We start from the raw sequence: 13,565 nt of genomic DNA on the forward strand, positions 1-13,565 counted from the left end.
TATGGTCTGCTCGGGAAAAGCATTTTGTAGTGCTTTTTGTTGGAGCATGCACCACATCATTTAGAATATGGGTAAATTGTACCGTAAAGAACTTTTAAGTTCAATTATTAAACAAACAATACAACTTACAACACTCTGCTAATCTCCTATGGGCATGGTCTACACTTTTATATATAGAGAGAGGTGGGCCTTTAATGAAGGTAGCAAAACAAGTAGGAGATCAAGTACGACACTATCGAAATCTTAAAGGACTGACCCAGGAACAACTTGCAGAGCTTGTAGATACATACGGCACCTACATCGGTCGATTAGAACGCGGTGAGCAAAACGTGCAGCTTGAAACATTAGAAAAAATTGCAGATGCTTTACAAATAAGCGTCTACGCCTTATTTAATCATTCCCAGTTCGATCACTTGAATAATCAGGAATGGATCTGGCGGGTTGTGCATCTGTTGCAGGAGCAATCCACTGATGAACAAGAGAAAGCTTATCGAGTGTTGAGTGAGATGTTTAAGAAAACATTGAAGTAGCTGACTACATTTCAAACGAATTTATAACAAAACAAACACACCGAAAATCATGTTTTAGATTGATTTCTGGTGTGTTTGTTTTAATCTATACACTTAATAGTCTAAGCACTGATGGTAACAGGCAAGACAGAGGGGCTGCCCCTCTGCTCTTGCCTTTTTACAAATAACCCTTAAGATTATTCAGCACCACCGCATACCCGTTAGCATACATATGAACTCCGTCCATCGTATACTCTTCCTTCAGATTCCCTTCGGCGTCCATCAATCCCTCATTCACATTGATGAACTCATACCCGTGCTTCCCGGCTAATTGTTCCACCGCGCTGTTCGCTTCCAATAGAGCCGCATTGGTTCTCGTTCTGAAGTAGTTCTCCCGCATCTCCTCATCCATTCCGGGGAAGTCGGCCTTGGCATTCACCGGATAATACGCCATCACATACACCTTGCACTCCGGCAGCCTCTCTCTAATCCGGGTCAGAATCTCATTGTAATTCGCAAGCAGCTTCCCCAGCTCATACTCCCCGTCCGCTGAGCTGATGTCATTGGTGCCGATATTAATGAACAGCTTCGAAGGCGCAAGCTCCAGCACGCATACCTCCAGCACTTCAAGCAATTCCCGGGTTACATAGCCTGCAATCCCGCGGTTATAGATCACCGTCTGCTTCTCCAGCGTCTGCTGTAATTCATTCACCGGAAAAAACTCCATCAGCGAGGAGCCCGCCAGAACGGTCTGCCCTTTTAGCGCTAAGGTATTCAGAATGCTGTACTTCTTCACCTTCTCTTCTTTCTCTCTCTGCCACTGAATCTCCATCATCTCGTCAAATTCTTCCTGGGTCATTCTATTCTCCTCCGCTTCTATTGCTCTATTATTCTACCATTGTTAACCTTTATCTCTCAGCTTGCAACCCTTGCCCAATTGTGTCGGAAATATGGAAATTGATCTCCATGTAAGGTTTATGTTCTATGCACACGTGTTCTGAATAGGTTAGATATCGGGTGCAGTCGGAGGTGCACATCTGGCTGGATTGCCCGCAAGGTACCGGTACGCCGGACCTCAATTCTACAGTTGAAGGGCGGAATGTTTTTGAAAAAGGTAGTTGCTTGCTCCTGTCGGTTGCATTGTTGTCTTCGTTCTATGTTGCCAGTCCCCCCGAGGTATCAGCCGCATCGCCAATTGTGGTGAATTCGACGATTGTAGTGAAGGCCGGTGAGACGTATAACGGCAATGGCCAGACGTTCGTCGCCAATCCGAGCACGCTCGGAGACGGCAGCCAGGCAGAGAATCAGAAGCCCATCTTCCGGCTGGAAAAGAATGCTACACTCAAAAATGTAATTATCGGCGCTCCCGGCGCAGACGGGGTGCACTGTTACGGGAATGCTACCATCTCCAACGTAACCTGGCAGGATGTCGGCGAGGATGCCCTGACCCTGAAGGCCTCCGGCACCGTCAATATTACAGGCGGAGGTGCGTACAAAGCCTACGATAAAGTGTTTCAGGCGAATGCTGCGGGCACCATCAACATTAAGAATTTCAGAGCCGATGATATCGGCAAGCTGGCCCGCCAGAACGGCGGCACCTCCTACACGGTGAACTTCACACTGGACAACTCGGACATTTCGAACGTTAAGGATTCCATCTTCCGCACAGACAGCAGCAGCAGCGCAGCCCGGATTACCAATACCCGCTACCGCAATGTGCCCACCCTATTCAAGGGCTTTGCCTCGGGCAAGACCAGCCAATCGGGCAACACGCAATATTGAGATAAAATAAAGTCAGGGCAGCTAGTGTAAATCCACCAGTCTGATGCCCGCAACATACCGCCGTTAACAGTAACCGCCTTCATTTCCGGCTCTTCCGGGATGAAGGCAGTTTCTATATATTCGGAGGATAAGCACACATGAACACGGTCAGCTTCGGGACGGAGAGTTTGATTTATTTTGGACACATCTGCCTCTATGAACTCTATCGACATAAGCTCACATGATATGCTATTATGATAGCCTGATAACGTATTAACGAACTAAAGCGGGCGGATGCGGCACGCAATCTACTAGGGGGATTAGAGAGATGAAGAAGCAAGGATTATGGATACTATTATTAATGGCGCTGGCTGTTGCTGTGCTGTCCGGCTGCTCCAGTTCAGGGAATAAGGACGGCAAGCTGGTGATCGGCATAGACGACAAGTTCGCCCCAATGGGCTTCCGGGATGACGACAATGAGCTTGTCGGCTTCGATATTGACTATGCGCGAGCGGCTGTCAAGAAGATGGGCAAGGAGGTTACCTTCCAGCCGATTGACTGGTCCGCCAAGGAGTCTGAGCTCAACAGCGGGCGCATCGATATGATCTGGAACGGATACACCATCACGGACGAGCGCAAGGAGAAGGTGCTGTTCACCAAGCCTTATCTGGAGAATAGCCAGGTGGTAGTCGTGCTGGCAGGTTCATCGCTGTCTGCGCTTAAGGATCTGGCCGGCAAAGAAGTTGGACTTCAGAGCCTCTCTTCTGCCGCCGATGCCCTGGATGCCAGTCCGATCAAAGCCGAGCTTAAGGACGTGTCCGAATACCCCGACAATGTCCTGGCTCTGACAGACCTCAAGTCCGGCCGTGTGGATGGGGTAGTTATTGATGAGGTTGTCGCCAGATATTACATAGCCAAGGAGCCCGATACGTATAAGCTGATGGAAGAATCACTGGCTCCTGAGCAATATGGTATTGGAATCAAGAAGGGCAATGATGAACTGCTGACAGAGCTGCAGAAGGCGCTGGATGAGCTGAACAGTGACGGAACCGCCGCTGAGATCTCAACCAAGTGGTTCGGAGAGAATAAGGTATTGAACTAGATGCTATCGTTTAGGAGCCGGTTAAGCCATGGATATCGATTATATTATTAGAATTTCCGGACCGATGCTGGAAGGCGCCCGGACTACGGTGCTGCTGTTCCTGATCGTGATCGTATTGTCCATTCCGCTCGGGATGGTGGTCACTCTGATGGCCAAAAGCACGCTAAAGCCGCTGGCCTGGATCGCACACGCTTATATTTACGTCATGCGCGGAACGCCGCTCTTGCTGCAATTGTTCTTCTTCTGCTTCGGCCTGCCGCAGATTCCCGTGATCGGGGAATATCTGGTTATGGACCGTTTTGTAGCAGCGAGCCTGGGCTTTATCCTGAATTACGGCGCTTATTTCGCCGAGATTTTCCGGGGCGGGCTGCTCTCGATCGATAAAGGCCAGCATGAGGCGGCCAAGGTTCTGGGCTTAAGCCGGTGGCAGACGCTGCGCAAGGTGATTCTCGCCCAGATGTTCCGCGTGGCGCTGCCTGCGGTTGCCAATGAGTCCATTACGCTGGTCAAGGATACCGCTCTGCTGTATGCCGTAGCGGTGCCCGAGCTGCTGAATTTCGCCAAGACGGCGGTGAACCGTGATTTCACCGTCACTCCTTTTGTCGTAGCGGGTGTCATTTATCTGCTGATGACCCTGGTGCTGACCTTGTTCTTCAAGCTGCTGGAGAAACGTTTCAAATTTGAGTAGAAGGGCTGTATCGCTATGAGTAGCATGATTGAAGTACGTCAATTGAAGAAAGACTTCGGCAGCCTCAGTGTGCTGAACCAGATAAGCTTTGACGTGAAGCCCGGCGAAGTCGTTGCGGTGATCGGGCCCTCGGGCTCCGGCAAAAGCACCATGCTGCGCAGTCTCGTGCATCTGGAGGAGGTCACCGGGGGCAGCATCTCGATCTGCGGGAAAGCGCTCGTTGAGGATGGACGCTACGCCAGTACGGCGAATATTAGAGACATCACCTCAAGGATGGGGATGGTGTTCCAGCATTTTAATCTTTTTCCGCATCTCAGTGTGCGGGACAACCTGGAGCTTGCCCCGCGCACGCTGAAGCGGGAGAGTGTGCAGCAGATTACGGCCAAGAGCCGGGAGCTTCTCTCGAAGGTAGGCCTGTCTGACAAAGCCGACGTCTATCCCTCCACACTGTCGGGCGGGCAGAAGCAGCGGGTCGCCATCGCCAGAGCGATGATGCTGAGCCCGGATATTCTCCTGTTCGACGAGCCAACCTCGGCGCTCGATCCCGAATTGACCGGCGAGGTGCTGCGTGTCATCCGCCAGCTCGCCGAGGAGAACATGACGATGATGATCGTCACCCATGAGATGAGCTTCGCCCGCGATGTCGCCGACCGCGTCTTCTTCATGGACAACGGGGACATTGCCGAATCCGGCACACCGGAGGAGATCTTCGGCAGCCCGAAGCTGGAGCGGACGCGGGCGTTTTTGATGCGGGAGTAGGCTTACTTCCGCATACATCCGCCCACGTGTCTTCTCGCGAGCACAATGTGATCGGTTTTTCGATTACATTTGCTCCGTGCGCCCTCGCCCAGCACTATGTGATCGGTTTTTCGATTACAATTGCTCCGTGCGCCCTCACCCAGCACTATGTGATCGGTTTTTCGATTACATTTGCTCCGCGTGCCCTCACCCAGCACAATGTGATCAGTTTTTCGATTACATCTGAACCACATGTCTTCACGCGAGCACCAGCATACTGTATCTCATCTTTGCAAACAAAGGACCGGAACGCCACTACGGCGGTTCCGGTCCTTTTCTGGCAGTTCACTGCCCTGTCAATCCCTCATGCCTCCGGCACCTGCTCCGGCTCCAACGGTCCCATCGGCGCTGCCGGCTCCGCCTCCTCCTCATCCCAGCGCTTGCGGAGGAAGAGCTGATAGAGCTTGACGATGATGATCTTGAGCATCATATAGACCGGAATAATGACCAGGATGCCGATGATTCCGCCGAAATCGCCGCCGGCCAGGACGAGAATGATGGTGGTCAGCGGGTGGATATCCATGCTTTTTCCGAAGATATAAGGGGCCACCAGGTTATCCTGAATCTGCTGCGCAACGAGCACGACCACAATCGACCAGACCGCCGTAGACGGGGACTCAATCAGACCGATGATGAAGATTGGCACGGTAGACAGAATGGCTCCGATAAAAGGGATAAAGTTCATCAGCACCGCCACCAGCGTCAGCAGCAGCGCATACGGCAGGCCGATGAACAGGAACCCGATGTACATGAGCACGCCGAGCGCCAGATTGACCAGCACTCTGCCGACGATGAAGCTGCCCATCACGTTATCAATCTCGGCAACCACCCCCGCGCCTTCCTCGTGATACCGTTTGGGGAAGAAGCTCACGAGCTTATCGCCGAACTTCCCACCCTCCTTCAACATGTAGAACAGCAGGATCGGGAAGGTGAACAGCACAATTGCAAAATTGGAGACAAAGGAGAACAGCCCGGACACATAGCCCGTTGCCAGCGAGAAGCCTGTATTTAAATAGCCTATCAATTGGCTGGACAGGTTCATATTCTCGGGAATCAGTCCCGACAGCAGCTCAGTGTTCTCCAGCTTACTTAACTGCTCCCCCACTGCTCTCAGCACACCCGGCATATTGTTGACCAGGTTCAGCAGCTGACTTTGCAGCGATGGCCAGACGCCTACCGTGAAGCCCAGCAGCAGAACAGCAATGACCAGATAGACCAGCAGGATCGCCAGCGTCCGCTTCAATTTGCGCGAGGACAGGAAGTCGATCAGGGGCCGAAGCAGATAATAGAAGAATACGGCCAGCATTAACGGCACCATCACAACATTGAACAACGAGATAACAGGGGTAAAAATAAAGTCTACCAGTGAGCCGACATAGATAATGCCCAGCACCAGCAGCACGGCAATACACACGCGGATAAACAAATTCAATTTGGCCATAGTGGGCTCCCGTTCCGTTATTTTGAACAGCGTTTCTTGTTCACTTAAATATAGCCGGGGTTTCTTAATTCAGACTAAACCAAGTCTAAAGATAAGCTAAAGATTTGGTCTCCAGGCCGGAATACGGCTATGTTTAATTTCGTCATGAAACGGCTCTGAGATAGACGGGTATGATTTGCCGAAAAGAAAGCTGCCGTCCGCGCGGTTAGCCGATAGTTTCGACCACATTGCCTTCCTGGTCTTTGATGTAGGTCTTGCGGATCTGCACCTTCAATTCCTTGGCGGCAGACAGCCGGAGCTCCCCTTCCTTAGGCTGGAGCTTCTCTTCCAATTCCAGGACCACCTCTTCAGTCAAGCCGATGCGGACAAAATCCTCGTTGACCACAGTCCCGTTAACGGGTTTCAACTCCAGCATCACCTGCCGTTGCTTGCTGTTCAGTGTCAGCGGCTTCCCCTTCAGCAGACGGCCGCGCAGCAGCTTGGCTATAGTCGGTGCCTGCCGTGCGCCTATGGTCAGGACAGCAGGTGCTGCACTGAACAGGCGGCTTGTACCCGGCTCATAATCCAGTTCATCTACATACAGAATGCCCGTCTGTGATCCGTCACGCTCAATGCCCTGACGCACCGCTTCCTGGATGACCGGAAGCCGGAGCAGCGAATCCCGGGCAAGATCGGTGATGTAGAGAGGGAGCACCTCCTGACTGGACTCCAGGAAGGCGTTGGTATTCCAGGACATCATCGCTTCCAGCTCGTCCGCTGTGATTCCTACCATCTGCAAGAATTCCACACGGCCGTTAGGCGTATCCACAGCCGGAAGCTCCGGGTCATCGGTGAACGCAAGCGCCGTCAGCAAGGTATCCGCCCCCAGGCATATCGGGCCATTGGCATCCAGGTGATGGCCGGAAGCAAAGATATTTCCGCTGGAGAATACATATCTGGCCATGTTCTGCAGCAGATTGATCGCCCAGGCCGGAGGCTCCTGCTCGCCTGCACTGCGTGCCAGACGGAAGGTCAGCTCGAAGCCGTATCCGCTGTACTCAGGATCTTCGGACTCCTTCTCGAACAGCTCGGTGAAGCCGAAGGTTACGAAATGCCAATGCGGGTAAGGCTGCTCGGCTGCATAGGCGCTGATTCCGTTCAGCGGGTCATTGCCTCCCAGGCTATACGGCAGCATTGCCGCGTAATGCTTCGGATCCTGTTGCCCGTACAGTCCCTTCATCTGATCTTCAATGGCATCCCAGCCGATAGCTTCCACTTCTTGCTCACTCATCTTGTTCCCTCCAGGTTCATATTTATGTACAGCCGGAATTCCCGTATCCGGCCCAGAATCTCCCGTTCATTACCCCAATTCCATCATCACAAACCCCAAACCATATAAATTCCGCAAAAAACGGCAAGCTCATCTGACGAGCTTGCCGTTTGGTGTATCTTCATTAATATAGGTATCAGTTAATGCCGACCAGGAGGTCCTTGCGGGCTACGCCGCTCTTAGCTGCCGCTTCGGCTACAGCCATGCGGATTCGCTCTACTACACGCGGATCGAAGGCGTCCGGGATGATATATTTCTCATGCAGCTCAGACGGGTCAATCACTGAGGAGATCGCCTCTGCTGCCGCCAGCTTCATATCTTCATTGATATCCGTAGCTTCACAATCCAGCGCCCCTCTGAATATGCCCGGGAAGCACAGCACATTGTTAATCTGGTTCGGATAGTCGGAACGTCCGGTCGCCATGACTCTTACATGCGGCGCGGCAATCGCGGGATCAATCTCCGGCATCGGGTTCGCCATGGCGAACACAATCGGATCTGTGGCCATGTTCAGCACATCTTCCAGCTTCAGCACATCCGGTGCAGAGACTCCGATGAAGACATCTGCGCCTTTAATCACATCGGACAGACTTCCGGTTTCAAGATATGGGTTCGTAATCTGGGCGTAATCGCTCCAATGGCTGCGCTCATAATCCGCCAGCCGGTTAATCGCGCCCTCCCGGTCCACGCCGATGAGGTTGACCGCTCCGGCATGCAGCAGCATTTTGGAGACGGAGATTCCTGCCGCGCCGATGCCGTTCACAACGATTTTGACATCCTTGATATTCTTGCCGCATACCTTAAGCGCGTTCAGTAGTCCCGCAGTAACCACAATCGCCGTCCCATGCTGATCATCATGGAAGACCGGAATGTCCAGCTCGGCTCTTAGTCTGGCTTCAATCTCGAAGCAGCGCGGAGAGGAAATGTCCTCCAGGTTAATGCCGCCGAACGTCGGGGCAAGTGCTTTTACAATCGCAATAATCTCTTCGGTATTCTTGGTGTCCAGGCATATCGGCACGGCGTCGACGTCTGCGAACTGTTTGAACAGCGCTGCCTTACCTTCCATAACCGGCATGGCCGCCTTCGGCCCGATATCGCCAAGCCCCAGTACAGCCGTGCCATCGGATACGACAGCTACGGTATTCTTCTTCGTGGTTAGCTCATAGGCCTGGGACTGATCGTCGGCAATCGCCTGACAGACCTTCGCCACACCCGGCGTGTAGACTTTGGACAGGTCGTCTTTGCACAGAATCGGATGCTTCAGGGTAGTTTCGAGCTTACCGCCTTTATGCAGCAGCATAATTTCTTCTAATAGTTCCATGAATAACTCCTCCATTCAACTGGTTAACCGTTTGCTTGCATCTATTCTCAGATCTTACTATATATAGCGGATATACCTGCATCCGGAACCGTACCAGACCCGTATGCAGGCCCGTCAACTCTGCATTTCATATACTCCCTTAGTCATTCTCCGCGATAATTATCGGATTGGCAAGATAAAAGCTGACACCTGAAAATTGTCCACGATTTAGACACGATTGGATGCGATTTCATGTGATTCAGCCGTCTCGTCTGCTGATTGAGGACCCTGATCAGCCGCCCCAGACGGAGATGAGCAGCGTGGCTACAACTACTGTAATCGCTCCGCCGATACGGGTGGAGATCTGTGCGAACGGCATCAGCTCCATGCGTCCCGAGGCAGACAGAATGGCTACATCGCCTGTTCCGCCAAGGCCGCCGCGGCAGCCGGTAACAATGGCCGCTTCAACAGGATACATATTGACCCATTTGCCGGTAAAATAGCCGGTGATCGTCATCGCCACGATAACGGTAGCGCAGACAATAATATAAGGAAGCGAGATCAGGGCGGCGACATCCTTCAGCGGAATGTACAGCATCCCCAGGCCGACCATGAGCGGCCAGGTTAAAGTACCGGAGACCAGCTTGTAGAGCTGATAAGCGCCCTGCTCGATTTTGGACGGGAGCAGCTTGGAAATCTTGAGTAGTGCCGCTGCGAAGATCATCAGGATCGGACCCGGAATGCCGACAAACGGCGACAGCAGGTGTCCGGTGATGAACAAGCCGCAGGCGAACAGCAGGCCCGCACCCATCAGCAGGAAGTCCGGCTTCGCGCTGTCATACGTGCTGCCCGCCAGCTTCTGGCCGTCCTTCGATTTCACCAGAACACCGTTCCCGGTGATGGACGGATTTTTGTCAGCCATCCGCTTGAGCAGTCCCGCTCCGATAATCGCAAACACGTTGCCGATCACCGCCGCCGGAATCATCTGGGCCACATAGGAGCCGGATTCCCCGCCGAGGATCTGCGAGAACGCGATGGACAGCGGGAGAATCCCTTCACCGACGCCGCCGCCGATAATCGGAACGATGATGTAGAACAACGTCCGGTGTGCGCTATAACCGAGCAGCATCCCTACACCCAGGCCTGCAGCCACTGCGGCGAGGGTTCCGGCCATCATCGGGATGAAGATGCGGATGAATCCGTTGATCAGCGTAGTCCGGTTCATCCCGGTAATACTTCCGGCTACCAGAATCGAGATGTACAGGTACAGGAAATTCGATGTCTTCATCAGCGTGTTGACCGATTCGAGCACCGAAGGATCAAGCACATTCCAGAACACCAGGAAGGATGGGATCATCAGGGAGAGGATCGCGGGACCGCCGATATTCTTGAGAATCGGAAGCTTGAAGCCCAGATCACTGAGCAGCACCCCCAGTACAATAATTACTGCAAAGCCGCCGATCATGTCGTTGGGCAGTTCACCAAGCACAGAAGCCGCAAAAATAATGAGTGCAAATACCACATACAGCGGGAGCGGAATAACGCCTACTTTTAAATGCAGAAGCTTCTGGACGAAACCCTGTTCTCCTTGCTTCAGTACAACAGGCTGCTGTTCCGGTACCGAAAGTGGGGGTTGAATTGCTTTTTGCATGTTAACCTTACCTCCTTAACTCTTTTACAAATTCATCATAGCTGCTTTGAAAGCGCTTTTGTTTTTATGAAAGTAATAAAGGGGTTTTGTAAATTATTAAAGTAAGCGCTATCAGGAAGGGGCTGGGGGCGGGGGATTGGTAGAGCACTCTACTTAGTCGAATTTGATTATAGGTGCTGGGGAGGGCGTATGGTGGAGTCGGGTAGGGTCAGATAGAGACAGGTAGTATCAGGGGGAGGCAGGTAACATTAGTTAGTATTAGGAGCTTTTGACGGAGCCTGGTTACATCAGGGGCACTAGTGCTCTTCATTTGCGCTTACCGCCGACTTTTGGCTAATTCAGGGGCATTAGTGCCCCTCATTTTCGCCTATCGCTGACTTTAGGCTAATTCAGGGGCATTAGTGCCCCTCATTTTCGCCTATCGCTGACTTTCGCCGGATTCAGGGGCACTTGTGCTCCTCATTTTCGCCTACCGCCCACTTTCGGCCGATTCAAAGGGATTTATCCCTTTCATTTCAGCTCCCAGCCCACTTCCAATGTCTGCGCAACACAAAAAGCCCCGCCGCAGGTACGCGGCAGGAGCTCCAGGATTAGTTAGTTACACTCAAATATACTTAGTAATCAATCCCTTGCCGTTCGGAGCGAGCCGGTATTTCTGCACCGGACGGCCGATGCTGCCGTAGACGAGGTCCATCTCCAGCACGCCCATCTCCGTCAGCCCGACCAGGTATTTGCCGGTGGAGACCCGGGAGATTCCAGATACAGCGGAGATGTCCTCCGCCGAGAATAAGTCACAGCCGCAGGCCTCGACGGCCCGCCAGATCGTCTGCAGGGTCTGACGGGTGAAGCCCTTCGCCAGCTCCTGCGAAGCGGTCCGCTCCTGCTTGAACCGGGCCAGCTTATCCAGCTCAGACTGGTTCAGCCGGTCCTGGCTGCGGAACAGCCGGTTCTGCTCCCGGTACCCGTTCAGCGCGGCCCGGAGCCTGGAGAACTCGAACGGCTTGATCAGGTAGTCCACCGCTCCGTTCTGGAGCGCTTCGCGGATGCTCTCCTTGTCGCTCGCCGCCGAGATGACGATCACATCAATCTTTATGCCCCTGTGCCGGATCTCGGCCAGCAGCTCCAGCCCGTTGCTGTCCTTCATGTAAATATCCAGCAGAATCAAATCATACGGCTGCTCCTCCAGCCGCTCCAGCGCTTCGGAGGCAGAGCTGGCCCAGCCCTGGGCACGGAAGCCCTCTACCTGCTCCAAATAAAACTTGTTCATCTCTGATACCATCGGGTCATCTTCAACGATCAGTACTTTTATCATAATTGGGTCTCAACCCTCTTCATCAGTTATCCACACTCTTCATAATTAATCATCAGTCTTCATCTGGTTATCATCATGCTTCGCAAGATAAGGCAACCGTATAGTAAAATCGGTTCCTTGATTCGCCCGGCTCTGGTAGTCAATCGTCCCGCCAAGCTTGGCTACACTCCGCTTCACCAGATACAGCCCGACGCCCCGGTCTTTGCCTTTGGTCGAGTAGCCCTGTTCATACAGATGATTCCCGTCCTCCACAGAGATGCCGGGGCCGTTGTCGCTGATCTTCAGGGTAAGCAGATTGTCCTTATGCCAGAATCCGATCTCTATCAGCTTATTGTCCACCCCTTGCAAGGCCTCTAGCGCATTGTCCAGCAGATTGCCGAATATCGTGACCAGCTCCCGTGCGGTCTCATGATTCGCAGCTTCCGGCAGCACACCGTCGTCCAGAATAACCAGCCGCACATCGGCCTCTCTGATTCTGCTCAGCTTGCCCAGCAGGAAGCCGACCATCACCGGGTCTTTGACCTGCCGGACCACGGAGTCCGCCTCCGTCCGGATGTTCTGCACAATATCGGTCAGATATTCTTCCAGCCGGTCGTATCTGCGCATCGTATTCAGCCCCATAATGACATGCAGCTTGTTCATGAATTCATGGGTCTGGGCACGCAGTGCTTCTGCATACAGGGAGATTCCCGAGAGTCGCTCCATCAAAATACTGATTTCGGTCTTGTCCCGGAACGTGGCTATGGCCCCCTCAATCACTCCGTTCACCTTGACCGGAACCACATTCACCAGCAGTGTAATACCGCTCTGCTCCACTTCCTTATCCTCCAGGGCTTCCCCGGTTTCCAGCACCTTCTCCATCCGCAGCAGCGGCCAGAATTGCTCCACCTGTCCCTGCAGCGGGTCCTGGTTCAAGCCGACGCTGCCCATCAGCCGCCGGGCCTCGGCGTTCATTAAGGTAATCCGGGATTCCTTGTCTATAGCCAGGATCCCCTCCTTGGCGGATTGCAGCATAGCGCTGCGTTCCTCCAGCAGCTTGGCAATCTCGCCCGGCTCCATGCCGAACATCATCCGCTTGATTTTGCGGGCGAGCAGGATGGCACCGAATATCCCCATCAGCCCGCCGACCAGGATGCCCGAGTAGATAATCCAGCGGTTCTGCTGAACGGCGGAACGGACGCTGCCCAGCGATATGCCTACAGCGACTGCTCCAACCTGCCTGCCGTCAGCGGCAAAAATCGGTGAGAACGCTCTCACAGAATAACCGAGCGAGCCTTCAGCCACAGATATGGTCTCCTTGCCATGCAGTGCATCCGTCTCATCCCCGCCCATGAAATGCTTGCCGATCAGCGCCGGATCAGGGTGGGAGCGGCGAATTCCCTGCATATCCATCACCACCACGAATTGCACATCATTGATGGCGCTGATATCGGTTGCATAACGCTGGATGCTGCCGGAATCGGACTCTGCAAGCAGCCCGTCCACCACCCCCGGCGTACGGGAGACCGTGCGGGCAATCGTGATGGCCTTGTTCTCCAGAGAAGCCCGGGCTTCTTCGGAGAACCGCATGCCGAACATCACATACACAATCAGCAGCACCAGCACGACGATCAGGCAGATCATCAGGGTGATGGTGGTCTGAAGGCGTAATCTTTTTGTACCAATTCTCACACTACTCCACCTTCAGGAAATTT

Annotated in this window: 12 protein-coding genes; 5 read left to right on the plus strand and 7 right to left on the minus strand. The window is 53.2% G+C overall.

From position 1 onward, the window contains the following. The first annotated feature begins 194 nt into the window (after nt 1-194). On the plus strand, nt 195-530 hold the full coding sequence (locus J2Z70_RS08750; protein WP_209871624.1) for a helix-turn-helix domain-containing protein: 336 nt from the start codon (nt 195-197) through the stop codon (nt 528-530). Between the two features lie 157 nt (nt 531-687). Here the strand turns inward: J2Z70_RS08750 and J2Z70_RS08755 are convergent, their stop codons facing one another. Continuing rightward, on the minus strand, nt 688-1,368 hold the full coding sequence (locus J2Z70_RS08755) for a GDSL-type esterase/lipase family protein (RefSeq protein WP_209871626.1): 681 nt from the start codon (nt 1,366-1,368) through the stop codon (nt 688-690). 263 nt (nt 1,369-1,631) lie between these two features. On the opposite strand from J2Z70_RS08755, the gene J2Z70_RS08760 reads away from it, so the two are divergent. The 4 genes from J2Z70_RS08760 to J2Z70_RS08775 all read left to right on the plus strand — a co-directional run bounded on the left by J2Z70_RS08760 (nt 1,632) and on the right by J2Z70_RS08775 (nt 4,819). Continuing rightward, nucleotides 1,632-2,291: a pectate lyase gene (locus tag J2Z70_RS08760; RefSeq protein WP_209871628.1), complete on the plus strand. Its 660-nt coding sequence runs from the start codon at nt 1,632-1,634 to the stop codon at nt 2,289-2,291. Nucleotides 2,292-2,598: 307 nt separating this feature from the next. Continuing rightward, complete coding sequence (locus tag J2Z70_RS08765) at nt 2,599-3,372, plus strand: amino acid ABC transporter substrate-binding protein (protein WP_209871631.1); 774 nt, start codon at nt 2,599-2,601, stop codon at nt 3,370-3,372. A gap of 28 nt (nt 3,373-3,400) precedes the next feature. Next, entirely contained in the window at nt 3,401-4,060 is a 660-nt protein-coding gene (locus tag J2Z70_RS08770) for an amino acid ABC transporter permease (RefSeq protein ID WP_036731532.1), read from the plus strand. Nucleotides 4,061-4,075: 15 nt separating this feature from the next. After that, a complete protein-coding gene (locus J2Z70_RS08775) occupies nt 4,076-4,819 on the plus strand; it encodes an amino acid ABC transporter ATP-binding protein (RefSeq protein ID WP_281068128.1) in 744 nt (247 codons plus the stop codon). A 343-nt stretch (nt 4,820-5,162) separates the two neighbouring features. Here J2Z70_RS08775 and J2Z70_RS08780 read toward each other — a convergent pair whose 3' ends face one another. The 6 genes from J2Z70_RS08780 to dcuS form a co-directional block, all read right to left on the minus strand. Next, the gene (locus J2Z70_RS08780; protein WP_209871637.1) at nt 5,163-6,299 is read right to left on the minus strand and encodes an AI-2E family transporter; all 1,137 of its coding nucleotides are present in this window, start codon (nt 6,297-6,299) and stop codon (nt 5,163-5,165) included. A gap of 205 nt (nt 6,300-6,504) precedes the next feature. Next, complete coding sequence (locus tag J2Z70_RS08785; RefSeq protein ID WP_209871640.1) at nt 6,505-7,569, minus strand: suppressor of fused domain protein; 1,065 nt, start codon at nt 7,567-7,569, stop codon at nt 6,505-6,507. A gap of 175 nt (nt 7,570-7,744) precedes the next feature. Continuing rightward, nucleotides 7,745-8,929 carry an NAD(P)-dependent malic enzyme gene (locus J2Z70_RS08790; protein ID WP_209871643.1) on the minus strand — a complete coding sequence of 395 codons (1,185 nt, stop codon included), beginning with the start codon at nt 8,927-8,929 and terminating at the stop codon, nt 7,745-7,747. Between the two features lie 271 nt (nt 8,930-9,200). Continuing rightward, on the minus strand, nt 9,201-10,559 hold the full coding sequence (locus J2Z70_RS08795; protein WP_036731526.1) for a 2-hydroxycarboxylate transporter family protein: 1,359 nt from the start codon (nt 10,557-10,559) through the stop codon (nt 9,201-9,203). Between the two features lie 604 nt (nt 10,560-11,163). After that, complete coding sequence (locus J2Z70_RS08800; RefSeq protein ID WP_209871646.1) at nt 11,164-11,871, minus strand: response regulator; 708 nt, start codon at nt 11,869-11,871, stop codon at nt 11,164-11,166. A 45-nt stretch (nt 11,872-11,916) separates the two neighbouring features. After that, a complete protein-coding gene (dcuS, locus tag J2Z70_RS08805; protein WP_209871648.1) occupies nt 11,917-13,542 on the minus strand; it encodes a DcuS/MalK family sensor histidine kinase in 1,626 nt (541 codons plus the stop codon). Between the last annotated feature and the right edge of the window lie 23 nt (nt 13,543-13,565).

This window comes from Paenibacillus silagei, assembly GCF_017874735.1.
Classification (GTDB): Bacteria; Bacillota; Bacilli; order Paenibacillales; family Paenibacillaceae; genus Paenibacillus_AQ; species Paenibacillus_AQ silagei.

Coding starts and splice junctions, on each gene's coding strand:
- J2Z70_RS08750 (WP_209871624.1), top strand. CDS start 195: ATGAAGGTAGCAAAACAAGTAGGAGATCAAGTACGACACTATCGAAAT.
- J2Z70_RS08755 (WP_209871626.1), bottom strand. CDS start 1,368: ATGACCCAGGAAGAATTTGACGAGATGATGGAGATTCAGTGGCAGAGA.
- J2Z70_RS08765 (WP_209871631.1), top strand. CDS start 2,599: ATGAAGAAGCAAGGATTATGGATACTATTATTAATGGCGCTGGCTGTT.
- J2Z70_RS08770 (WP_036731532.1), top strand. CDS start 3,401: ATGGATATCGATTATATTATTAGAATTTCCGGACCGATGCTGGAAGGC.
- J2Z70_RS08775 (WP_281068128.1), top strand. CDS start 4,076: ATGAGTAGCATGATTGAAGTACGTCAATTGAAGAAAGACTTCGGCAGC.
- J2Z70_RS08780 (WP_209871637.1), bottom strand. CDS start 6,299: ATGGCCAAATTGAATTTGTTTATCCGCGTGTGTATTGCCGTGCTGCTG.
- J2Z70_RS08785 (WP_209871640.1), bottom strand. CDS start 7,569: ATGAGTGAGCAAGAAGTGGAAGCTATCGGCTGGGATGCCATTGAAGAT.
- J2Z70_RS08790 (WP_209871643.1), bottom strand. CDS start 8,929: ATGGAACTATTAGAAGAAATTATGCTGCTGCATAAAGGCGGTAAGCTC.
- J2Z70_RS08795 (WP_036731526.1), bottom strand. CDS start 10,559: ATGCAAAAAGCAATTCAACCCCCACTTTCGGTACCGGAACAGCAGCCT.
- J2Z70_RS08800 (WP_209871646.1), bottom strand. CDS start 11,871: ATGATAAAAGTACTGATCGTTGAAGATGACCCGATGGTATCAGAGATG.